The 24033-nt window shown below is 32.3% G+C and carries 20 protein-coding genes; 12 read left to right on the forward strand and 8 right to left on the reverse strand.

The genetic code is table 11. The features are described 5' to 3' along the window. The first annotated feature begins 257 nt into the window (after positions 1–257). Together thrC and METIG_RS00600 are read left to right on the forward strand one after the other, a co-directional pair. A complete protein-coding gene (thrC, locus tag METIG_RS00595; RefSeq protein ID WP_013798291.1) occupies positions 258–1475 on the forward strand; it encodes a threonine synthase in 1218 nt (405 codons plus the stop codon). Positions 1476–1620: 145 nt separating this feature from the next. Continuing rightward, positions 1621–2127, forward strand: coding sequence for a 3-isopropylmalate dehydratase small subunit (locus METIG_RS00600; RefSeq protein WP_013798292.1), 507 nt, complete (start codon positions 1621–1623; stop codon positions 2125–2127). Between the two features lie 229 nt (positions 2128–2356). Here METIG_RS00600 and METIG_RS00605 read toward each other — a convergent pair whose 3' ends face one another. The 5 genes from METIG_RS00605 to METIG_RS09590 form a co-directional block, all read right to left on the reverse strand. Beyond that, positions 2357–4360 carry a serine/threonine-protein kinase gene (locus tag METIG_RS00605; RefSeq protein WP_013798293.1) on the reverse strand — a complete coding sequence of 668 codons (2004 nt, stop codon included), beginning with the start codon at positions 4358–4360 and terminating at the stop codon, positions 2357–2359. Then, entirely contained in the window at positions 4341–6365 is a 2025-nt protein-coding gene (locus METIG_RS09080) for an outer membrane protein assembly factor BamB family protein (RefSeq protein WP_013798294.1), read from the reverse strand. Before METIG_RS09080 ends, METIG_RS00605 begins: the two co-directional genes overlap by 20 nt. Before the next feature lie 331 nt (positions 6366–6696). Next, entirely contained in the window at positions 6697–7407 is a 711-nt protein-coding gene (locus tag METIG_RS00615) for an ABC transporter ATP-binding protein (RefSeq protein WP_013798295.1), read from the reverse strand. Between the two features lie 86 nt (positions 7408–7493). Continuing rightward, on the reverse strand, positions 7494–7877 hold the full coding sequence (locus METIG_RS09585; protein ID WP_245527613.1) for an ABC transporter ATP-binding protein C-terminal domain-containing protein: 384 nt from the start codon (positions 7875–7877) through the stop codon (positions 7494–7496). Between the two features lie 25 nt (positions 7878–7902). Further along, entirely contained in the window at positions 7903–8253 is a 351-nt protein-coding gene (locus METIG_RS09590) for an ATP-binding cassette domain-containing protein (protein WP_245527614.1), read from the reverse strand. 87 nt (positions 8254–8340) lie between these two features. Here METIG_RS09590 and rimI point away from each other — a divergent pair, with 87 nt between their 5' ends. The 5 genes from rimI (at position 8341) to METIG_RS00645 (ending at position 12750) form a co-directional block, all read left to right on the forward strand. Continuing rightward, the gene (rimI, locus tag METIG_RS00625) at positions 8341–8820 is read left to right on the forward strand and encodes a ribosomal protein S18-alanine N-acetyltransferase (protein ID WP_013798296.1); all 480 of its coding nucleotides are present in this window, start codon (positions 8341–8343) and stop codon (positions 8818–8820) included. Between the two features lie 4 nt (positions 8821–8824). Continuing rightward, a complete protein-coding gene (gene hisA / locus METIG_RS00630; RefSeq protein ID WP_013798297.1) occupies positions 8825–9547 on the forward strand; it encodes a 1-(5-phosphoribosyl)-5-[(5-phosphoribosylamino)methylideneamino]imidazole-4-carboxamide isomerase in 723 nt (240 codons plus the stop codon). A 113-nt stretch (positions 9548–9660) separates the two neighbouring features. Continuing rightward, on the forward strand, positions 9661–10596 hold the full coding sequence (locus METIG_RS00635) for a carbohydrate kinase family protein (protein ID WP_013798298.1): 936 nt from the start codon (positions 9661–9663) through the stop codon (positions 10594–10596). A 435-nt stretch (positions 10597–11031) separates the two neighbouring features. After that, the gene (gene nadA, locus METIG_RS00640) at positions 11032–11958 is read left to right on the forward strand and encodes a quinolinate synthase NadA (RefSeq protein WP_013798299.1); all 927 of its coding nucleotides are present in this window, start codon (positions 11032–11034) and stop codon (positions 11956–11958) included. Positions 11959–11985: 27 nt separating this feature from the next. Beyond that, entirely contained in the window at positions 11986–12750 is a 765-nt protein-coding gene (locus METIG_RS00645) for a 7-cyano-7-deazaguanine synthase (RefSeq protein WP_013798300.1), read from the forward strand. A 61-nt stretch (positions 12751–12811) separates the two neighbouring features. Here the strand turns inward: METIG_RS00645 and METIG_RS00650 are convergent, their stop codons facing one another. Then, positions 12812–13219 carry a tetratricopeptide repeat protein gene (locus tag METIG_RS00650; RefSeq protein WP_013798301.1) on the reverse strand — a complete coding sequence of 136 codons (408 nt, stop codon included), beginning with the start codon at positions 13217–13219 and terminating at the stop codon, positions 12812–12814. A 212-nt stretch (positions 13220–13431) separates the two neighbouring features. Between METIG_RS00650 and METIG_RS00655 the strand changes: the two genes are divergently transcribed. Next, a complete protein-coding gene (locus tag METIG_RS00655) occupies positions 13432–15777 on the forward strand; it encodes a DNA-directed DNA polymerase (RefSeq protein ID WP_013798302.1) in 2346 nt (781 codons plus the stop codon). 18 nt (positions 15778–15795) lie between these two features. On the opposite strand, the gene ade is transcribed toward METIG_RS00655, so the two are convergent. Continuing rightward, positions 15796–17454: an adenine deaminase gene (gene ade, locus METIG_RS00660; protein WP_013798303.1), complete on the reverse strand. Its 1659-nt coding sequence runs from the start codon at positions 17452–17454 to the stop codon at positions 15796–15798. A gap of 682 nt (positions 17455–18136) precedes the next feature. Here ade and METIG_RS00665 point away from each other — a divergent pair. Together METIG_RS00665 and METIG_RS00670 are read left to right on the forward strand one after the other, a co-directional pair. Beyond that, positions 18137–19234, forward strand: coding sequence for a GTPase (locus METIG_RS00665; protein WP_013798304.1), 1098 nt, complete (start codon positions 18137–18139; stop codon positions 19232–19234). 95 nt (positions 19235–19329) lie between these two features. Continuing rightward, positions 19330–19998: a TIGR00266 family protein gene (locus tag METIG_RS00670; protein WP_013798305.1), complete on the forward strand. Its 669-nt coding sequence runs from the start codon at positions 19330–19332 to the stop codon at positions 19996–19998. 10 nt (positions 19999–20008) lie between these two features. Here the strand turns inward: METIG_RS00670 and METIG_RS00675 are convergent, their stop codons facing one another. Continuing rightward, positions 20009–21121, reverse strand: a complete 1113-nt coding sequence (locus tag METIG_RS00675) for a pyridoxal phosphate-dependent aminotransferase (RefSeq protein WP_013798306.1) — start codon at positions 21119–21121, stop codon at positions 20009–20011. 293 nt (positions 21122–21414) lie between these two features. On the opposite strand from METIG_RS00675, the gene METIG_RS00680 reads away from it, so the two are divergent. Then, positions 21415–22635, forward strand: a complete 1221-nt coding sequence (locus METIG_RS00680; protein ID WP_013798307.1) for a methionine adenosyltransferase — start codon at positions 21415–21417, stop codon at positions 22633–22635. 476 nt (positions 22636–23111) lie between these two features. Continuing rightward, complete coding sequence (locus METIG_RS00685; protein WP_048055464.1) at positions 23112–23936, forward strand: ABC transporter ATP-binding protein; 825 nt, start codon at positions 23112–23114, stop codon at positions 23934–23936. Positions 23937–24033: the final 97 nt, after the last annotated feature.

A 24033-nucleotide genomic window follows, 5' to 3' on the forward strand; every position in this document is an offset into this window, starting at 1 on the left:
TAAACTTAATGATAAAATTGGGATTTTATACGTTCTAAGCAGATGATTATATAGTTGTTTGCGAAATTTATTGGAATTTATTTATATACCTTAAATTTTTAAATGATTGTTATAATTCTTAAAATTTTAAAATAAGTCAAATATCTTCCATAAATTTATTGGAATTATGTCCTACATCTAACGTAAACAACTATAATTCACGTCTATAAAAAATTATTAAGATTATTGGATAACTTTAATTTAATTTTGGTGATAATATGATTCAAAAATGTATTAGATGTGGAAAAGAGTACGATTTCGATGAGATAATTTACACCTGCGAATGTGGTGGTTTGTTAGAGATTGTTTATGATTATGAGGCAATAAAGGAAAAGGTATCAAAAGAAACATTAAGAAAGAGAGAAATTGGAGTTTGGAGATACTTGGAATATATGCCTGTAAAAGACCCAAAAAAGATCGTCACCCTTCATGAAGGAGGGACTCCTTTATACAAATGTGACAACCTTGCAAAAGAGTTGGGATTGAAAGAATTATATGTAAAAAATGAAGGAGCAAATCCAACTGGAAGTTTTAAGGATAGAGGAATGACTGTTGGTGTAACAAGGGCTAATGAACTTGGAGTTAAAGTTGTAGGATGTGCATCAACTGGAAACACATCTGCTTCATTGGCAGCATATTCAGCAAGAAGTGGTAAAAAATGTATTGTTCTATTGCCAGAAGGGAAAGTAGCATTGGGAAAACTTGCTCAAGCAATGTTCTATGGAGCAAAGGTTATTCAAATTAAAGGGAACTTTGATGATGCTTTGGAGATGGTCAGAGAACTTGCAGAGAAGAAACTTCTATATTTGCTCAATTCAGTTAACCCATTTAGATTAGAAGGGCAAAAAACTATTGGATTTGAGATTTGCGACCAGTTAAACTGGGAGGTTCCAGATAGGGTAATTTTACCAGTAGGGAATGCAGGAAATATCTCCGCTATATGGAAAGGATTTAAGGAGTTTAGAGAAACAGGAATTATTGATGAACTCCCAAAAATGACTGGAATTCAGGCAGAGGGTGCAAAGCCAATAGTTGACGCAGTTAAAAAGGGAGCAAAAGAAATTATTCCAGAGGAACATCCAGAGACAATAGCAACAGCAATAAGGATTGGAAATCCAGTAAATGCACCAAAGGCATTGGATGCAATATACTCATCAGGAGGAACAGCAGAATCTGTCACAGATGAGGAAATAATACACGCTCAAAAATTATTAGCAAGAACAGAGGGGATTTTTGTTGAGCCAGCGTCTGCCTCATCAATCGCTGGTTTGATAAAATTGTTAGACATGGGTGTTATTGATAGGGATGAGAGAATTGTCTGTATAACAACAGGACATGGATTAAAAGACCCAGATGCGGCAATAAGGGCAAGTGAAAAACCAATTGAAATTGAATGTGACATAAAAGTTTTAGAAAAATTGTTGATGGAATTGTAATAGATTTCCTTTGTAAAAGTTAAAAGAAGATAGACATCCTTAAAATTCAAAATGGGTTAATTAACAATAACTTAATAAACTTAAATTAGGAGTTTGTCAATTTCTAACGCATCCAATATTAAAAATAAAAAAAGAGGTGAGATAGATGGTAGAGAAAGTTATAAAAGGTAGGGCATGGGTGTTTGGAGATAACATTGATACAGATGCAATATTGCCAGCAAGATATTTAGTATATACAACAGAAGAAGAACTTGCAAAATTCGCTATGACTGGGGCAGATCCTGATTTTCCAAAAAAAGTTAAAAAAGGAGACATCATTGTTGGAGGTAAAAACTTCGGTTGTGGTTCAAGTAGAGAACACGCTCCAATTGGATTAAAAGGAGCTGGAATATCATTAGTTATTGCTGAGAGTTTTGCAAGGATTTTCTATAGAAATGCAATAAACATTGGATTACCTTTATTAGAATGTAAAGACATAACAAAACACGTTAAAGAAGGAGATATATTAGAGGTGGATTTAGACAAAGGTATAATAAAGAACTTAACTACTGGAGAGGAGTTAAAAGCACAAAAACTCCCAGAATTCATGATGGAAATCTTGAACGATGGGGGATTAATGCCACACTTGAAGAAAAAATTAGGATTGGCATAAATAATAATTTTTTAAGATTTATCAATTTTTATTCTTTTTATCTTTTTGAGTATAAGTTTTTTTGATTTTTATTTATACATTTAAATGTTTAGATTTTTGATTAATGCTCATCCGCAAACATCATTACTTATAGCAAACAAGTTTTACCATTGATAATTTTTATATGCTACCTGCAAAACCACAATAACAACACATCATTTATATGAGTAATCTTGAATGAACATGAGTGTTAAGATTTAAAGCCCAATCTAATCTTATGGATTATGACTTCTGCTTTTTTTACTATTTCATAAGGTATTGGGATGTTGTTTTCCACCCTGTATTTTACCGCTTCTTTTAGTTTTAGTAGTTCCTCTTTAACCTCTCCTTTTGCATAGTGGATTAAATCTCCAATGTATTTGTATGCTTCCACTCCGTTGTTGATTTTTAGGTTTAATAGTATTAAGTCCCCGCAGTAATAGGCACTTCTTGAAAAGTCCTTTGTAGTTATGGATTTAGACAACTCCTCTTTAAATGTGATTTGTAAATATTTCGCTAAATCTTTTTGTAATTCTAATACAGATTGGTATCTATCCTCTGGTTTTTTATTCAGGCATTTAAGGATTATTTTATTCAGTGTGTCATCTATCTCTGGGTTTATTTCCTTTGGCGGTGTTGGTTTCTTTGTTAAAATGTTCATATCAATTTCCCTTAAATTATCTCCTTTAAACGGTAGTTGATTAGTTGTTAATTGATAAAAGATAACTCCCAACTGCCAAATATCCGTTCTTTCGTCTTCTATTTCCTTACGTATTTGCTCCGGTGCTGCGTAGTAAGGAGTAAAGCCGCCTCTTGTTGTTGAAGTAGATTGAGATATAACCTTTGAAAGCCCCCAATCGGAGATTTTAGGTATTCCATCTTTTAGAAGGATATTGTGTGGTTTTAGGTCTCTATGAATTATGCCCTTAGAGTGTACATACTTTAAACCCTCTGCGATGTTGAATATTAGGAAAGATATTTCTCTTAGGGATAATTTTTTAGTTTTCATATATTCATTTAAGTCCGCATCGCAGAGTTCCATTTCAATATAAGGGATTGGGAAAACGTTGTAATCATAAACCTTGACAATATTTGGGTGGTCTAAACTACTCCAAATCTTTAGTTCGTTTATAAACGATTTTCCTGTCTGTGGGTCTAAGGATATAGGTATTTTTATTGCTACGGGTAGGTTGTCTTTTATCCTAACTGCTTTGAAAACTCTCGCAAAGCCCCCCTGCCCAATAAGTTCAACATCTTTATAGTTCTGTGCGAGTTCATAAGGTAGTGAAGACGCTGGGTAGGGTTTAGGCGTAAATTGCTCAGGTGTTTTTGGAGTGTATTGGATATTTTCTAAGTTTATCTCTTCAATGTCAATTAGTTCAACAGTTTTTTCAGGTTTTTCTTCTGATAGTAGTATGTCATTTAACCGCCTTATGTTTTCGTTGATTAGGTTTTTTAGGTTGTTTAGTTTATTTCTAAATCTAACTATTTTTAGTTTTACAGCGTAGTCCTCAATGTCATTTAACTCTTTTAATGCGTTTTTATACACCTCTCTACTTTTAAAGTATTCTTTCTTTTTATAAAGTAGATTTGCCTTTGCTATTGTATTTTTCTCTAAGTTGTTTATTTTTAGTTCTATAATCCTATCTGCTATTAATCTTTGCAACTCTCTCAGATTATCCTTATAATGTTTTATTTCCTTTTCAATTTTATATGATTCGTTTAGTAGGTTCTCTAACCTTGTTATGTTATTGTTGTTCTTTTCATACTCCTCTTTTAGGTATTTTATTTTTAAAGAGTCAGTGTTTCTTTCTGTTTTGTCTATTAGGGTGTTTATGTGTTTTATTAGTTCGGAGTGTTTTAGTTCTTCTGCTTTTTTATGCAGTTCTTTTAGTTCTTGAAGGTTGTTTTCTAAGTTTTTATAGCCATCTTTGGGATTTTTTAAGTTTAAGTTGGTTTTTATATTATTTTGGATAATGTAAAACTCTGAGTTTAAAATAAGTTTTTTTAAGGTTGTTATGTTATTAACTGCTTTATTGAATAGTTCTTTATTGTTTTTATTGAGTGATATTGATTTTACTTTTTCATATTCCTCTATTGATTTGTTAAATAATTCAATTGCTTCTGAATAGAACTTTTTGTTGTATTTTTCCTTTCCTTCTTCAGAGTATTTCTTGGCGTTGTTTAGTAGGTAGTCAACGTTCTGGCGAAGCATTGACTTCTGCCAATTTTACATATTCGTAGGCTTTTTTGATGTTATATTTGTTTAACTCTTCTTTTGCTAATTTCAAATATATCATTGCATCATATATCATTGCTTTTTCTGGGTTTGAGTATGATAGTTTTTTGTTTATTAGTTTTTCTACTTGGTTTATTAAGTTGTTTAGGGTTGTTTTGGATAGGTGTAGCAATTCCCAAATCACCCCACCAGTTTTTAAATCCAAGGCGTAGGTGTATCCATCACCACATCCCAATACAACAATATCGTCCTTTATGGATATTGCCAATACACTCCCAGCAGCCTTAAATTCCCAAATCTTATTACCAGTTCTTAAATCCAAGGCGTAGGTGTATCCTCCCAAACATCCCAATACAACAATATCGTCTTTTATGGATATTCCCCTTACATCCTCATCAGCCTTAAATTCCCAAATCTTCTTACCAGTTTTTAAATTCAAAGCGTAGATATTTTTTATCTCCTTCTTCAAAAGCTCACCACATCCCAATACAACAATATCGTCTTTTATGGATATTTCCTCTACACTCTCAGCAGCCTTAAATTCCCAAATCTCCTTACCAGTTTTTAAATCCAAGGCATAGGTGTATCCTTTATAACATCCCAATATAACAATATTGTCTTTTATGGATATTTCCCATACACTATCAGCGGCTCTAAATTCCCAAATCTTTCTACCAGTTTCTAAATTCAAGGCATAGGTGTATCTCCACTTACATCCCAATACAACAATATCGTCTTTTATAGATATTTCTTTTACACTCTCAGCAGCCTCAAATTCCCAAATCACCCAACCAGTTTTTAAATCCAAGGCGCAGATATTTTTTATATCCAAAAAGCCACATCCCAATACAACAATATCGTCTTTTATGGATATTGCCAATACATCCTTAAATTCCCAAATCACCCCACCAGTTTTTAAATCCAAGGCGTAGGTGTATCCCCAATTACATCTCAATACAACAATATCGTCTTTTATGAATATTTCTTCTACATCATTGGCAGCCTTAAACCCCCATAACACTCCCAAACGCTCTGATTTAAAAATATCAGACATTATAAATTCAATTATATCCATTGCTAATTTATATTCCCCCTTATTATTCAACTCTTTTATCATTTCTTTTAGTTTATTGAGATAATGCTCTAACAAGTCATCACGTTTGTTAAAAATATCTTTGTTTTTATGATACACATCTTTATAAGTTGTAATGTTCATATTGTCAATATTGTTGATAAGTTTGATTTCAATAAGTTTTTTGTTAATTTTCTCAACATATTCTTTAACTTCTTTATCATTCGGGTTTAATTTTAGAACCTCATTAAACTTACTTAACGCATCTGAATATTTACATTCATTGGACAATCTTTTTCCTTCGTTTTTAAGTGTATTAATCCTATTAATTCTGTCAACATATTCCTTAGCCTCTACATCATTTAAGTTTAATTTTAAAACATCTTTAAATCTACTTAACGCATCTGAATATTTACATTTATTGAATAATCCCCTACCTTCGTTTTTAAGGGAGTTAATTGTATTAATTCTCTCAACATATTCCATAATTTCTTTATCATTCGGGTTTAATTTTAGAACCTCATTAAACTTACTTAATGCATCTGAATATTTACATTCACCAAATAACTTTATACCTTCGTTTTTAAGAGAAGTGATTTTCTCAATTCTCTCAACATATTTCTTAGCTCCTTTATCATTCGGGTTTAATTTTAAAATCCTATTAAACTTATCCAACGCTTCTGAATATTTACATTCATTGAATAATTTTTTTCCTGCTTTTTTTAAAAACACAATTTTTTCAATCTTTTCAATCCCATTTTTAGCATCAACATTATTTGGATTAATATTTAGTGCTTCTTTATATTTCTCCAAAGCATTTATATACTCGCACTTACTAAATAGTTCATCGCCTTCACTAACTAACTTTTTATCCACTCCAGATAATTTTTTAATGAATTTGAAAACCATCATTTCTCCCCTTAAATTTTATTTTAAAAAATAAAAAATTATTTTCTCCCCCCTTAATCTCTTAAATAATTGTTCATCTCCCCCTAACCTGCCTCTATACTTTTACCCAACCCCTCAACAGTTTGGTCAAACCCCCTGACCCATTAAATTATATTCTTTTAATTTTAACTCTAAGGGTTTATAATGGTTATGCTCATCCGCAAACATCATTACTTATAGCAAACAAGTTTTACCATTGATAATTTTTATATGCTGCCTGCAAAACCACAATAACAGCACACTATTTATATGGGTAATCCCAAATGAACATGAGCGTTTAATCTAATGCACATCACAATGCCTTTTTTCCAAGATATAACTCTCCAATCTCTTTGTGGTTTAGGATATCTGAAGCTTTCCCCTCATAAACAACAACACCACCTGCAAAAACATATCCCCTATCTGAAATCTCGAGTGCTTTTTTTGCATTTTGCTCAACCAGCAATATTCCAACACCCATATCTGTAATTTCCCTGATTTTTTTCAAAACTGTGGATACCATCTTTGGAGATAAACCAGCAGTAGGTTCATCCAACAACAGGAGTTTTGGTTTTGCCATTAACGCTCTCGCCATTGCAAGCATCTGCCTCTCTCCACCACTCAAAGAACCTGCAAGAACATCCTTTTTTTCCCTCAAAACTTCAAAGAAATCATAAACTTCCTCCATACGCTCTTTGAGTTGTGATTTTGGGAGTATATAACCACCCATCTCCAAATTCTCCTCAACTGTTAAGTTTGGAAAAACATTGTCCAACTGTGGAACATAGCCAATGCCTTCTCTTGCTATTAAGTCAGGCCTCATATTTGTGATGTTTTTGTTGTTGAATATTATCTCCCCATCCATGATAGTTGTTAATCCAAATATCGACTTTAAAAATGTTGATTTTCCACAGCCGTTGGGACCTATAATAGTGACAATTTCTTCTTCATTAACATGTAAAGAAATTCCATGCACAATCTCCAATTTCCCATAACCTGCATGTAATTTATTGACTTTTAGCATGGTATCACCAAGAAACTTTAAGAAAGTTTTGCCAAAAAAGTATCTTAAATGGCTTGTAAATTAAAATGATATTTTATTAAGATGCTTTATTCTCCAAGATATGCCTCCAAAACTTTTGGATTATTTAAAACATCATCTGGCTTCCCTTTTGCAATTATTTCCCCACGGTGCATAACAAAAACATAATCACTATAGTCCATAATGACATCCATGTTGTGCTCTATAATAAGAAACGTTATTCCTTTATCGTCCTTTATTTTTTGAATTGCCTCAAATATCTTCCTTGCAAGTGTTGGATTAACCCCTGCAACAGGTTCATCAAGCAATAGTATCTGAGGTTCTGCCATCAATGCCCTTCCAAGTTCCAACAACTTCATCTGTCCTCCAGATAAGTTTCCAGCACATTCATCCCTTAAATGCCAAAGGTGTAAAAATTCTAGCCACTCTTTTGCTTTCTTTATGTATTCCATATCTTGATTAATAACGTCTTTTGATTTAAAATACACATTCGTTATTTTTTTCTCCAAGCTGGTTCTTTGGAGCTACAAGCATATTTTCCAATACTGTCATTTTTTTATAAATCCTTGCAGTTTGGAATGTCCTTATAAGTCCCTTCTGAGCAATTATATGGGGTTTTCTTTTTGTTATATCTTCACCTTTAAAGTAAACTTTACCTTTATCTGGCTCTATAAAACCAGAGATAACATTAAATAATGTGGATTTACCACTACCATTTGGTCCTATAAGTGCAGTTATTGTTTTTTCTTCCACGTCCAAATTTACGCCATTTAAAGCGTGAATTCCTCCAAAAGATTTATGTATATTTTCTACCTTCAATATTGCCATAAAACCACCAACAACATTAAAATTATACAAAATATAAAAATAATAATTGCAATAATGATATTTAAATTATTTTGTAGGATGGAAACCATGATTAGGATCAGAAAATTTAAGTTGGAAGATTTAGATAGGATTGAAGAGATAGAAAAACAATCATTTAAAAAAACTTATCCACGTTTTTTGTTAACACATTTATACACAAACTTCCCAGATGGATTTATCATTGCTGAAATTAATAATAAAATTGTTGGTTACGCCATAGGCACAATTGAATGGGGAAATGGGCACATTGTTTCAATTGCAGTAGATAGGGAATTTAGAAACAGAGGAATAGGGACAGCATTAATTGAACATTTGGAAAGATACTTTTTTGAAAGATGCAATGTCAAATACATCGTTTTGGAAGTTAGGGTTAGCAATAAAACAGCGAGGATGTTTTATTATAAAAGAGGTTATGTTGATAAAAGATTTCTCCCAAACTACTATGATGATGGAGAAGACGCAATTTTAATGATAAAGAAAAGAAAAAATTTGGAAACAAACTACCCGATAATCGTAAGTATGTGGTGAAAAAATGATAGTAATTCCAGCAGTGGATATAAAAGACCAAAAATGTGTCCAGCTTATACAGGGAGACCCAAGTAAAAAACATGTTGAGTTAGATAATCCTGTAGAAGTTGCAAAAAGATGGGAAGAAGAAGGAGCAAAGATGCTACATTTGGTAGATTTAGATGGGGCCTTTGAAGGTAGAAGAAAAAACAAAGAAATTCTAAAAAAAATTATAGATGAGGTAAATATTCCAGTGGAAATTGGTGGAGGGATTAGAACTATTGAGGATGCAATGGAATTGATAGATATTGGTGCTGAGAGGATAATCATTGGAACTGTTGCTGTTCAGAACCCAAACTTTGTTGAGGAACTTTCAAAAAAAGTGGATAGCAAGAGGATTATGGTAGCATTGGATGCTAAAGATGGATATGTTGTTATAAAGGGATGGAAGGAAAAAACAAAATACACTCCAGTAGAGATGGGAAAAATTTTGCAAGAGAAAGGTGCTGGAAGTATTTTATTTACAAATGTGAATGTTGAGGGGCTTTTGAAGGGAATTGATGTAAATCCAATAAAAGAATTGGTAGACTCCTTAGATATTCCAATTGTTGCTTCTGGTGGAGTTTCATCTATTGATGATTTAATGAAATTGAAAGAATGTGGGGTTGAAGGAGTAGTGGTTGGCTCTGCATTGTATAAAGGGTTGATAGATTTAAAAGAGGCTATAAAGGTTGTTGAGGGTAGATAATCATTTTTATTTTATTTTTAAATATTTAACTTTATTATTGTCCTTTCGAAAATCCTAAATAAGATATGGCAATAAAAAATAGGACTTAACAAACATATCTTTGTGGTGGTTGTATGGATGAGGATAATTTTAACTCCAAGAAAAATAAGATAATATCCGTTGGGCATATAGCATTAGATTACATATTTAATGTTGAAAAGTTCCCAGAGCCAAACACGTCCATCCAAATCCCATCTGCAAGAAAATACTATGGTGGAGCAGCGTGTAACGTTGCCGTTGGTGTAGCAAAACTTGGGTTACTTTCTGGTATTGTATCATGTGTTGGCTATGATTTCAAAAATTCTGGATATGAGAGATACTTAAAGAACCTTGGTGTTGATATATCCCACATCTACCACTCAGAGGAGGAAGAAACCCCAAAAGCATGGATATTTACTGACAAAGATAACAACCAAATAACATTTTTCCTGTGGGGAGCGGCAAAACATTATAAAGAACTAAATCCGCCTTTATTTGAAGCAGAAATTGTCCATTTAGCCACTGGAGATCCTGAATTTAATGCGAAATGTGCTGAAAAAGCAAAGAAAAACAATATATTGGTGTCTTTTGATCCTGGACAAGATTTGCCATTATATGATAAAGACACTATGGAAAGGATCATCAAAAACTCCAATTTTTTATTTATGAATAAGCATGAGTTTGAGAGAACTTTAAAGTTGCTAAATACTGATTTGGAAAGTTTGAGAAATAGGGTTGATGTTTTGGTTGTAACTTATGGTAAGGATGGGAGTGTAATATATACAAAAGATGAGGAGATAAAGATTCCAAGTATTAAAGCAGAGAAAGTTGTTGACCCAACAGGCGCTGGAGATAGTTACAGAGTAGGATTTTTAGCAGGTTATGTTAAAGGATATGACTTAGAGCAGTGTGGATTAATTGGTTCTTGTGTGGCATCCTTTGTTATTGAGAAGAAGGGTTGTCAGACGAACTTACCTTCATGGAATGATGTCATTGAACGATTAAAAAAAGAAGGATATGTATTAGAGTAGAATTAAAAATAAATTTTTTGTTATTATTTGTTATAATCAGCCAATTATTGCAATCTAAAAAATTGTGATTTCTAAAAATTTTATTGTTATATTGTTTTATATTATTCATTTATAATTTGGGTATTGGTAAATTTATGAATAAAGTTCTCTGTTGTGGAACTATAGTTGTTCGCGAAATTATACGGCAAAACTTTGTTTTGCCATTTATTTTTTAAAATGACAATAAATCAACCACAAAATTCCAAATAGGGGTTAAATTAATCTTAAATTTCATTGACGCTTTCGATCAATTTTATAACGCGAACAACTATAATTGCCATAATCTTTGCTATAATCTTAAGTACTCTAAATATTTTAAGTAATATAATTTAAAATCTAAACTTAATAACTTACTTTTTGATAATTTAAATAACGCAGTAATATGGAGGAGTAACTATGAGTGACATAGTTCAGAGGATTAATCAGTTAAAGGAAGAGAAGAATGCTGTTATCTTAGCTCATAACTACCAACGAGAGGAAATTCAGAGGATTGCGGATTTTGTTGGGGATTCTTTGGAGCTTTGTATAAAGGCGAAGGAGACGGATGCTGATATTATTGTCTTTTGTGGAGTAGATTTTATGGCGGAAACTGCTAAAATTTTGAATAGTGACAAAAAAGTCCTCATACCAGAAATAAAAGATATCGAGTGTCCTATGGCTCATCAGTTGCCGGCTGAGGTTGTAAGGAGGGCGAAGGAGGAGCATCCTGATGCGATGGTTGTTGTTTATGTTAATACGCTTGCTGAGACAAAGGCTCTTGCGGATGCAACATGTACTTCAGCGAATGCGGATAGGGTAGTTAACTCTCTCGATTGTGATAAAGTTTTATTCGGTCCGGATAGAAATCTCGCATACTTTGTCTCAAAAAGAACTAACAAAGAGATTATTCCAATTCCTGAGGATGGGCATTGTTATGTGCATAAGAAGTTCACTGTCGAGGATGTTAAGAGGGTTAGGAGAGAGTATCCGAATGCGGAACTTCTTGTGCATCCTGAGTGTGATCCAGAAGTTCAGGATTTGGCAGATTATGTTCTTAGCACTGGTGGAATGATAAGGCATGTTTTGAATTCTGATAAGAAGGAGTTTATTATCGGTACTGAGTGTGAGTTGATTACGAGGATAAAACTCGAACTCGAAAAAACTGGAGAAGAGAAGGTATTAATTCCATTAAGGAAGGATGCTATTTGTGATCCAATGAAGAGAATAACGTTAGAAAAAGTTGAGAGATGCTTAAGAGAGGAAAAATACGAGATAACACTCGATGAGGAAATAATCAAAAAAGCAAGAATTGCAATAGAGAGGATGTTAAGTGTAAAAATTTAACTTTACTGTATAAGAATAAGTGAGAGCATGGAGGAAATTATAAAGGAAATAAGGTTAAAGGCATCAATGAAAGCATTGGAACGATTAAAAGAAGAAAATTTGATAGATTTAGATGCATATAACAATTTGATGAATTTGTTGGATAGGAGAATCAAAGGTAAAAAATACTTTTATAAATTTGATGTAGAGCACAAACCTACAGCCGTTGTGGCATTTAGTGGTGGAGTCGATAGCTCTACTTCAGCATTGATCTCAAAGAATATTTTTGACGTTGTTGGAGTTACCGTATATTCAAACCATATTATGCATGAGGAAGTTAAAAACCACGTAAAAAATCTTTCAAAAAAATTGGGCATAAAGCATGAATTTATAGACATTGATATGGACAAAATTGCCAAAGATATTGAAAAAGGTAAATATCATCCATGTGGAAGATGCCATAAAGCAGTTGAAGAGGCAGTTATAAATTATGCAAAAAATAATGGTATTAAATTTGTGGTTTTTGGGGATTTGTTGTCTGTTGGGTATTTGTCAATTATTCCAATGGATGATGGATTAATAAGGATAAATATGCCTGCCTTCTTATCATTAACAAAAAATGAAAACAGAGAAATTTTAAGGCAAAATAATATAGAGATAAATCTTCCATATGGTTGCCCATTGGTAAAAAAAGCGCATGAGCATAAACACATGAGAAAATTTACAATCCAAAGAATTTTAAGGGAGGTTAGGGCACAAGTTGTAGACAAAGATGAAGGATTAAAAAACATTTTGGATATGCTTAATTTATGATTTTTTGACTTTTTTACAATTTAAAAATTAATTTATCATGTAATAGTATAAATTTTATCGTTTATTTGTGTTTTAAACGTGGATCTAATTCATAAGCTTTCTCAAAGCATTTCCTCGCTTCTTGATATTTACCTATAGCTTTGAGTGCTAAACCTTTATTATACCATGCAACAGCAAAGTTGGGGTCTATTTCTAATGCCTTATCATAACATTTTATAGCCTCTGAATATCTACCTAACTCATAAAGAGCTAATCCCTTGTTGTTCCATGCTTCAACAAAATCTGGCTCTATTTCCAATGCCTTATCGTAGCATTCTATTGCTTCTAAGTATTTACCAGAATCTTGAAGATCCCAACCTTTGTTATACCATTCAACAGCTTTAGGATCGTATCCAAAATTCAAACACATGCTCATAGATACAAATATTGAAATAACCCCCAATACCAACGCAGTTTTTGTGATTCTCATGAACCCACCTTTTTTGTAAAGTTTATAACTTTACAGATATCTTGCACATATTTCATTTATGCGTTGGATTTATTTAATTATTTATTCATTAACTATTGTTATTTTGTTATTGTTTTTCATATTTACATAAGATTTTATAAGTTGATTTTCATCATAATTTATAATAGATTTTGCACTAAGATTCTATTAAATAAATTGCTTTGGTGTTTAAAATGGATGCGTTAGTTGATTTAACATACAAAACTGAAAATAATAGAGCAATTATTTACCTGTATTTAATTCAAAAAATATTGAAGGATGAAAATTTCAAACCATATTTTTACGTTGAATTGAAGGAAATGTCCAACAACAGCATTGAAAAAATTAAGGGGTTTTTAAAGAAGAATGGACTTTTTCACTATGTTGAAGATATAGAGGTAGTTAAAAAACAAATACACAACAAAGAAAAGGAAATTTTGAAGATAATTACAAAACATCCAAAATATGTTCCTAAGTTGAGGATTTTAAAGGATCTTGATGAAGTTTTGGATATCTATGAGCATGATATCCCATTTGCAAAGAGATATTTGATAGATAACGAACTAATCCCCATGACATATTGGGATTTTGAAAAAAATAAAATAAAAAGAAAGGATATTCCAAAATTAAAGGCGATAGCGTTTGACATGGAAGTTTATAATAGAAATGCTGAGCCAGACCCACAAAAAGACCCAATATTAATGGCAAGTTTCTATGCAGAGGATTTTAAGAAGGTAATTACCTACAAACCATTTAGCCATGAGTATGTTGAGGTTGTTAAAGATGAGAAAGAACTTATTGAGAGAATTATTGAAATTCTAAAAAATTATGACATAATTTATACTTACAACGGGGACAATTTTGATTTTCCTTATTTAAAGAAAAGAGCAGAGGTTTATGGGATAAAGTTAAATTTGGGAAGGGATGGGGAAGAAATAAAAATTTCAAAAGGGGGTATGCATTTAAGAAGTTACATTCCTGGGAGGGTACATATTGATTTATACTCAATAGCGAGGAGATTGCTCCATTTAACAAAGTATAAGTTAGAGGATGTTGCATTGGAACTTTTTGGAGTTAAAAAATTAGAAGTTGGACATCAAAATATAGGCAAACTTTGGGAAGAAAATGATGAAAAACTTATTGAATATTCCTTCCAAGATGCACTTTACACATTTAAGATTGGTGAGTATTTTTTACCTTTGGAGGTAATGTTTTCAAGGATTGTTAATCAGACACTCTTTGAGATAACAAGGATGAGTAGCAGTCAGATGGTAGAATATCTCTTATTAAAAAATGCATTTAAAAACAACACAATTGCCCCAAATAAACCTTCAAATGAAGAATACCAAAGAAGGTTAAAGGAGAGTTATGAGGGAGGCTATGTTAAAGAACCAATAAGAGGAATGCATGAAAGTATTGTTTCCTTCGATTTCAAAGCTCTTTACCCTTCAATTATAATAAGCCACAACATAAGCCCAGATACCATTGATTGTGAGTGTTGTAAGGACGAATCAGAAAAGATTTTAGAGCATTGGTTCTGTAAAAAGAAAGAAGGATTAATACCAAAAACATTGAGAAATTTGGTTGAGAGGAGAATGGAGATTAAGAAAAAAATGAAAGAAAAAGCAAAAAAAGGAGAAATTGATGAAGAATATAAACTCTTTGATTATGAACAAAAGTCATTGAAGATTTTGGCAAATAGTCACTATGGTTATTTAGCTTTCCCAAGGGCAAGGTGGTATTCAAAAGAATGTGCAGAGGTTGTTACATACTTGGGGAGAAAATATATTCAACAAACCATCAAAGAGGCGGAGAAATTTGGGTTTAGGGTTATTTACAGCGATACTGACGGTTTTTATGCAATTTGGAAGGAAAAAATCAGCAAAGATGAACTAATCAAAAAAGTTCATGAATTTTTAGACATGATAAACTCTAGACTCCCAGGAAACATGGAGTTGGAGTTTGAGGGCTTTTATAAGAGGGGAATTTTTGTAACAAAGAAAAGGTATGCACTAATAGATGAAAACAATAAAATAACCATTAAGGGTCTGGAGTTCGTGAGGAGGGACTGGGCGAACATTGCAAAGAAAACACAAAAGGCAGTTTTAGAGACGCTTTTAATTGAGGGGGATGTAGAAAAGGCAACAAAAATCATTCAAGATGTAGTAGATGATTTAAAGAAGGGGAAAGTAAACAAGGAGGACTTAATAATATATACTCAACTAACAAAAGACCCCAAGGAATATAAAACAACCGCCCCGCATGTTGAAGTTGCAAAGAGAATATTGAAGAAAGGTGGAAGGTTAAGGATAGGGGATGTTATTGGCTACATTATAACGAGTGGTGAAAAATCAATAAGTGAGAGGGCAAAACTTCCAGAAGAAGCTGAGGATTATGATGTCGAATATTACATAGAGAACCAAATCCTTCCACCAGTTTTGAGGATTATGGAGGCATTGGGAGTTTCAAAGGAGGAACTTAAAAATTTTGGTAAGCAGGTTACATTAGATGATTTCTTTAAAATAAACAAAAAAGAATAACAATCATTAAAGTTTTAGTTAAACAAACAAATCAACAATTTTCATATCTTTTACGAGTCCTTTGTCAGTTATTTTCAATTCTGGAATTACTGGGAGAGATAGGAAGGACATAGATAAGAATATATCTTCAAATCTACTCCAATTTTTTACTTTATCTTCCATAGATAGAGTTTTTTCCAAAACATAATCTCCATCATCACCCATAATCCCCCCAATATATAACTTTAAGTAATCCACAACTTCTCCATCCTTAACAGCAACAAAACCCCCACCAATGTCCTTTAAGAAATTAACTGCCAATGCTATATCTTCCTCATCATTTCCAACAACAATAACGTTGTGCGAATCATGAGCATAGGAAGACGCCACAACACCTTCTTTTAAAAAATCAAAAATTAATCCCTTCCCAATATTGTTTGTATTTTTATGCCTCTCCAAAACAAATATTTTGTTTATTTTGTTTTTGTCTTTTAATTTTATTGCCTCTTCAACATCCATAATAATCTCATTTGTTATTAGAGAGTGTTCAATAGGCTCAATAACTCTAACGCTTCTATCTTTAATATTGTAGTCAATCCCCTCAATTAAAAAGTCTTCTTTCTTTTTATAGTTGTAGTTTATGGTGGATTTTTGTTTAACTGTTTTGATGCCGTTATTTTTGCTTTTGCTTTTTTCCTTTATTATCTCATCCAAAAATTTTCCCTTAACAACAATATCCCACACATCAAAATTATTCAAATCATTAAAAATAATTAAACTTGCTTCATTTCCTGGTTTTATTCCTACATCAAACCCAAAATAGTTTGCTGGGTTTATGGTTACCATTTGGATTGCCTCAACAGGAGAAACGTATTTTGTTGCTTTTCTTAGGATGTTGAGCATATATTTGTTGCTTAAATCTTTAATAGATACATCATCACTAACCAACATTATATTTCTTTTATCTTTAATTTTTTTGGTCATAGAGAGAAGGTTTATATTTTTTGATGCCGTTCCTTCCCTAACCATTAACTTTAAGCCCAACCTTAGTTTTTCCAATGCTTCCTCTTCCTCAGTGCACTCATGATCCGACATGATACCATGGGAGATATATTTGCATAAATCTAATCCTTTTAGTTGGGGACAGTGCCCATCTATTAATTTCCCTGCTCTTTTTACAACTTCTATTTTTCTTATGACTTCCTCATCCTCATTTATAACCCCAACATAATTCATAACTTCTCCTAAACCTAAAACATTTGGTAGAGTTATGAGTTCTTCAATATCCTCAACACCAATAACCGCCCCATTGGTTTCCAATTCTGTTGCTGGAACACATGAAGGAATCATAACATAAACATCCAAAATCTCCGCATCATTCATCATGAACAAAATCCCTTCCCTGCCAAGGACATTTGCAATCTCATGAGGATCTATAACAACCTTTGTAACTCCACTCTTTAATGCAAATTTCTCAAATTCAGAGGGGATAATGTGGGAAGATTCTATGTGAATGTGGGCATCTATAAAAGTGGGGGATATGTATCTCCCATTTAAATCGATTATTTTGGCGTCGGGAATTTCAATATTGCCATCAAAATCCACAAAGATTATTCTATCTCCTTCTATCCCTACATTTCCTTTAATTATTTCCCCACTATAGACATCAATAATTTTCCCATTTTTAAAGACAATCATAATATCCCTACCAAATTAAAACTTTAAATTTACCATTAGTTGTCGCTAAGAAAGCACCGCCCTTTAGGGCGGTGATGAATTCAGACAAAAACCTACGGTTTTTGTTATAGTTGTTTGCCAAATTTTACGGCAAAACTTTGTTTTGCCATTATTTTTTAAAAGGATGATAAATCAATTCAATTATAAAATTCCAAATAAAGATTAATTATCCCTTAAATTTAATGAAGTTTTTATTCATTTGTAAGGCAAACAACTATACTCTCCTCGCTTGCGCTCGGAGATAGGGGAGGCGAGTGAGACAAGTATTAAGTTTATATATAGTCAGTGACAAAAAGTATTAAAATTAATGAAGGTAAAAACGACTGTCTCCTATTGGGAGGTAGTCATCTTTGCTTTTATAACAAAAATATTTAGAATATTAACATTAATTAAATTTTCTAAAAATTCATCAACCACGACAAAAATTTAACTTTGAATATATATCACTTCTGCACACGACTATAATTTAACTTTATTTGAAATTTTACAGTTAGTTTATTGTTCTTTTGAAACAAATAAGTGCAAGAAAATTCATAAACAACTTTTTTATTCCCTAAAATATGAATTTAAAAACAAACACGAATTTAAACATAAATTTAAAATCAACAAATTTTAAAAAACTTTGCTATTTGTAGGTGGGAACATGAGATATAAAAAAGTTCCAGTTAAAAAGATTGTCAATAAAATTATTAATGAGTGTGATGTTATTTTGTTAGTTTTAGATGCCAGAGACCCAGAGACAACAAGAAATAAAGAGTTAGAGGAGAAAATAAAGAAAATGAATAAAGAGTTGATTTATGTTTTAAATAAGGCAGATTTGGTCCCAAAGGAAGTTTTGGAAAAGTGGAAGGAAAAATTGGGCAATGCAGTATTTATGAGTGCAAAATATAGGATGGGAACAAAAATACTTAGAGATAAAATAAAAGAATACCTAAAAAAGAACAACATAAAAGAAGGAAAGGTTGGAGTTGTTGGTTATCCAAACGTTGGAAAATCCTCCATAATAAATGCATTAACTGGGAGAAGGAGTGCGTTAACTGGTTCTTTGGCAGGATTAACAAAAGGAGAGCAGTGGATTAGATTAACAAAAAATATAAAGTTGTTAGACACTCCGGGAGTTTTAGAGATGAAGGATGAGGATGAATTAATAATTTCTGGAGCATTGAGACTTGAAAAGGCAGAAAACCTAATCTCCCCAGCATTAAAGATATTGAAGAGGTTGCATGATTTTGACAAAACAATAATCCCAAACTACTATGGGGTTGAGGTTGATGAGATAAACGAGGAACTCCTTAAAAAAATTGGAAAAAAACTGAAATATTTAAAAAAGGGTAATGAGGTTGATTTGGATAGAACGGCAAAGAGTATAATAAAGGATTTCCAAGATGGGAAATTAAACTACTACAATGTAGAGATAAAAAAATATGGACAAGAACGGCAAAGAAACATAGAATTTATAACAAGATATCTAAAAGATTTTCCATTTATTGACGATGCAAAGATGATAATTAATCATTTGAGTGATTTCGATGACTTGAAGAGATTAAAAATAAAACCTGTTTTGGGAGAAGAGACTATTAATGGAACTACTCTTGTTATTTCCTTTGGAGAAAAAACTGTTGATGCTGGAAGAAAAAAGGTTGAGGAATATGCAAAAGAACATAACATAGAGTTGTATTCAAAATTTGGTGATAAGATAGGGAGAAATAGAGTGTTTGTTGGTGTTGGGACAAAACTTTAAAGTTAAGATAGATACAAAATTATTTAAAGTATAATAGAGTAAAATAATAGTAAAGTAATTTTGAATTATAATGTACAACAAGAAGATGTGGTATCATGAGAGGAAAAGATTATGAATTTGAAATAAAATATACTCCCAGTTATTCGTTGCTTGAAGTTAAGTTAGACAACCAAGAAATTAATGCTGAGACGGGAGCAATGGTCTATATGGATACTTCAATAAAAGTAAATACAAACCTAAAAGGTGGACTTCTTGGAGCATTAAAAAGGGCAATTGTTGGAGAAAGTGTTTTTATAAATACATTTAGTGGAAGTGGAAGAATAGGATTTGCCCCATCAGCACCTGGAGATATAGTACATCATGTTTTAGATGGGACTTTATATGCCCAAAGTGGTTCTTACTTAGCATCATCCCCAAATATAGAAATAGACACAAAATTTGGAGGAGCTAAGACATTTTTTGGAGGAAAAGGATTATTTTTAATTAAATTAGAAGGAGAGGGGGATATATTTTTATCAAGTTTTGGGGCTATTGAAGAGATAGAGTTGAATGATGAAAGTATTATTGTTGATAACGGGCATCTTGTGGCATTTACCGAAGGTTTAGATTATAAACTTACTAAATTAGGTAGTTTGAAATCCGCAATACTTGGAGGAGAAGGTAAAGTTTATGAGTTTAGCGGAACAGGGAAGATATATATCCAATCAAGAAGTTTTGAGGCATTTGTTGGAACGATTATGCCGTATATAGAACCAAAAAAATAAGAAATATGGCTTAAAAATTGTTTTCTATAAATTCTTCTATCCTCTCCATCCCTTCTTTTATTTTTTCGTAGGAATTTGCGTAGGAGATTCTTATATGGTTTTTCCCAGCACTTCCAAATGCTATGCCAGGAACAGTGGCGACCTTTTTCTCCTCAAGTAATTTGGTTGAGAACTCCCTCCCATCCATGCCTATATTTGGGAATACATAATAAGCACCGATGGGGTTGTTAACTTCCCAACCGAAGGATTTAACATACTTTAAAACCAATCTTCTCCTCCTATCAAATTCTTTAATCATCTCATCTCTTGCTTTTTTAACGTCCTCATCAAAAACCTTTAATGCCCCATATTGAACAAATGTTGTTGGAGCAATGAACAAATTCTGTTGTAGTTTTAAAATGGCATTTATAATCTCCTTGTTTGATATAACATAACCTATCCTCCACCCAGTCATAGCGTAGAGTTTTGAGAATCCATTGACTACTATGGTTTTTTCTAAATTTTCATCAAATTCTATTGCAGATATGTGTTTTCCTTCATAAATAAGGCCCGAGTAGATTTCATCAGATATCACATAGGGGATGTTTTCATAAATCTCCTCAAAAATCTCCCTTGAAATAACTTCTCCCAATGGATTTGATGGGGAATTTATTATAACTGCTTTAGTTCTCTTGCTTATGTAACTTTCAATATCCTCAAAATTGCAATAAACTGGAACTCCTCCACAAAACTTGATTATGTTCCTATAGCATGGGTAGGAAGGATTTTGTATTAAGACCTTATCTCCCTTATCTATTATTGATGAGATTGCAAAGAACAAACCTAAACTTGAACCTCCAGTTATTATTATATTATTTGGAGAAACATCTACACCATACTCCCCCTTATATTCCTCAGAAATTTTTTCCCTCAAATCATAAATCCCCAAACTGTCTGTATAGTGGGTTTTGCCGTCCTTTAAAGCATTTAGGCATGCATCAACTATAGGTTTTGGTGTATCAAAATCTGGCTCACCAATCTCTAAATGAATGACATCTTCCCCTCTTCTCTCCATCTCTTCACATTTTGCCAAAATATCCATAACTTCAAAAGATTCAAAGTTTATAACCCTCTCTGAAAGCATATTCTCACTATTTGTTTTTTAGTTAGATTTATTAATTTGAAATTAACATAGATTACAACATAAAACTTAAACAATTAAATTTAAATAATCTTATACCATTTATAGTTGTTTGCGAATTCTTTATAATCAAGTCCTAATAATTTTAAGCTGGCAAAGATTTTTCTTTTAAATTTTGAATAGACTGTATAATAAATAAATTTAAGATAAATTTAAGTGTGTCTTTGTCCATATTCTAACGCAAACAACCAACTCTATGCTAATTTATTAAAAATTACTTTAATAAAGGTGATGAAATGAGGAATATAATCGTGAAAAAATTGGATTTGCCTTCAATAGAAGAAAGACCAGTAGAGATCGTAGAGAGGAAAGGATTAGGACATCCAGACAGCATTTGTGATGGTATAGCAGAGAGTGTTAGTAGAGCATTGTGCAAAATGTATAAAGAGAAATTTGGAACTGTTTTACACCACAACACAGACCAAGTTGAACTTGTAGGGGGGCATGCCTACCCTAAGTTTGGTGGCGGAGAAATGGTAGGCCCAATATACATCTTATTGTCTGGAAGAGCTACAATGGAAATCCATGACAAGGAGAAAAACGAAGTTATAAAGCTTCCAGTAAGCACTGTTGCTGTAAAGGCAGCAAAAGAATACTTAAAAAAGGTTTTAAGAAATGCAGATATTGACAAAGATGTCATTGTGGACTGCAGAATTGGGCAAGGTTCCGTGGATTTAGTTGATGTCTTTGAAAGGCAGAAAAATGAAGTGCCTCTTGCAAATGATACATCCTTCGGGGTTGGCTACGCTCCATTGTCAACAACAGAAAAACTTGTTTTGGAAATAGAGAAATACTTAAACAGTGAAGAATTAAAGAAAGAGCTTCCAGCAGTTGGGGAAGATATAAAGGTTATGGGATTGAGAGAGGGCAAAAAAATAACATTAACCATTGCAATGGCAGTTGTGGATAAATATGTGAAGAATGTTGAAGAATATAAGAAAGTTATTGAGGAAGTTAGGAAGAGAGTTGAAAAGATTGCAAAAGAAATTGCAAAAGATTATGAAGTTGAGGTTTGTATTAACACCGCTGATGATTATGAGAGGGAGAGTGTTTTCTTAACAGTTATTGGAACATCAGCAGAGATGGGAGATGACGGTTCAGTAGGAAGAGGAAACAGAGTTAATGGTTTAATAACCCCATTCAGACCTATGAGTATGGAAGCAGCAAGTGGTAAAAACCCAATAAACCACGTAGGGAAGATTTACAACATATTAGCTAACTTAATAGCAAATGACATTGCAAAATTGGATGGAGTTAAGGAATGCTACGTAAGAATATTAAGCCAAATTGGTAAACCAATTGACCAACCAAAGGCATTGGACATTGAGATTATTACTGAAGAAGGATACAAATTAGAGGATATTGAACCTAAGGCAAAAGAGATAGCAAATAAATGGCTTGATAACATCATGGAAGTTACAGAAATGATTATAGAAGGAAAAGTAACTACATTCTAAATTTATCGCATTAATTCTTTTGCATTAATTCTTTATTTTATGGTGTGAAATGAAAGGATTTATTTATAGTCGTGTGCGGAAATGATATACGGCAAAACCTTCGGTTTTGCCATTAATCCATACGGCAAAACCTTTGGTTTTGCCATTAATTATGCATTAATGAATTTTTAAATGGTCTTTAGCCCTCTTAAAATTTGAAATAAGGCATAAATCTTTAAAAATTTACAATAGTATATTTCCAATTTCTAACGCACACGACTATATTCAACTTCCCTGCAACCGAAAGTTGCAGTGGATTTTTAAACTTAATTTATAATCAATAAAATTTTAAATAAATCCTTATCCTCCTTTGAATTTTGAAATTAAGTATTTGATATTTCACAAATTTTATTGAAGTTATGTCCAAATTCTAACACACACGACTATATTTTTCTTTTTTCCTTAATTTTTTGGAAATGTTTATAATGGGGAGAATAATGAAAAAGGTAAAAGTAAGAAACTTAGTTAAATATTTTGGGGATAAAAAAGCAATTGACAACATTTCTTTTGAAGTTTATGAGGGGGAAATATTTGGACTTTTGGGGCATAATGGAGCAGGGAAAACAACAACACTAAGGATTATAGCAGGCATTATTAACGATTATGAAGGAGAAGTTGAAGTGAATGGGAAAATTGGTTATCTTCCAGAAGAGAGGGGACTTTATAAGGATGAGAGGGTGGGGGAGGTTTTAACGTTTTTTGGGGAATTGGCAGGGATGGAAAAGGAGGAAATCAAAAATCAAATTGACTATTGGCTGAAAAAACTGAATATCTACAAATACAAAAATCAAAAAGTAAAAACTCTCTCAAAGGGAAATCAACAAAAAGTTCAATTTATAATATCTGTTTTGCACAATCCCGATATAATTATATTGGATGAGCCGTTTTCTGGACTTGATATTTTTAATCTCAACCTTTTGAAGGAAATTCTCTTTGAATTAAAAGAGATGGGGAAGAGTATCATCTTATCCACACACCAACTTGAAAAGATAGAGAGGTTTTGTGATAGAGTTTTGGTATTAAAAAATGGTAAAGTTATTCACTATGGAAGGATAGATGAGATATGCCACAAAAAAGTTGCATATGTGGAGTATATTAAAGATGGAAAATTAATAAAGCAGAATTTGCCACATGAAGAGGCAATATTATTGATAAAAAATGAAGAAATTTTAAGAAATCTTATTAAGTTTGAAGTTAGGAGTTCCTTAGAGGATTTATTTCTAAAAGAAACTTTTAAAAAGTTGAACGAAAACCAAAGGTAATCATTATCTTAAATTTCAATTAGAAGTAGTTTAACAACATTTAATTAAAATTATGTTAGGACAACTGACATTTAATTGCAGAACGACTATACCTCAC

The sequence above is a fragment of the Methanotorris igneus Kol 5 genome, assembly GCF_000214415.1.
Taxonomy (GTDB): Archaea; AGJL01; Methanococci; order Methanococcales; family Methanococcaceae; genus Methanotorris; species Methanotorris igneus.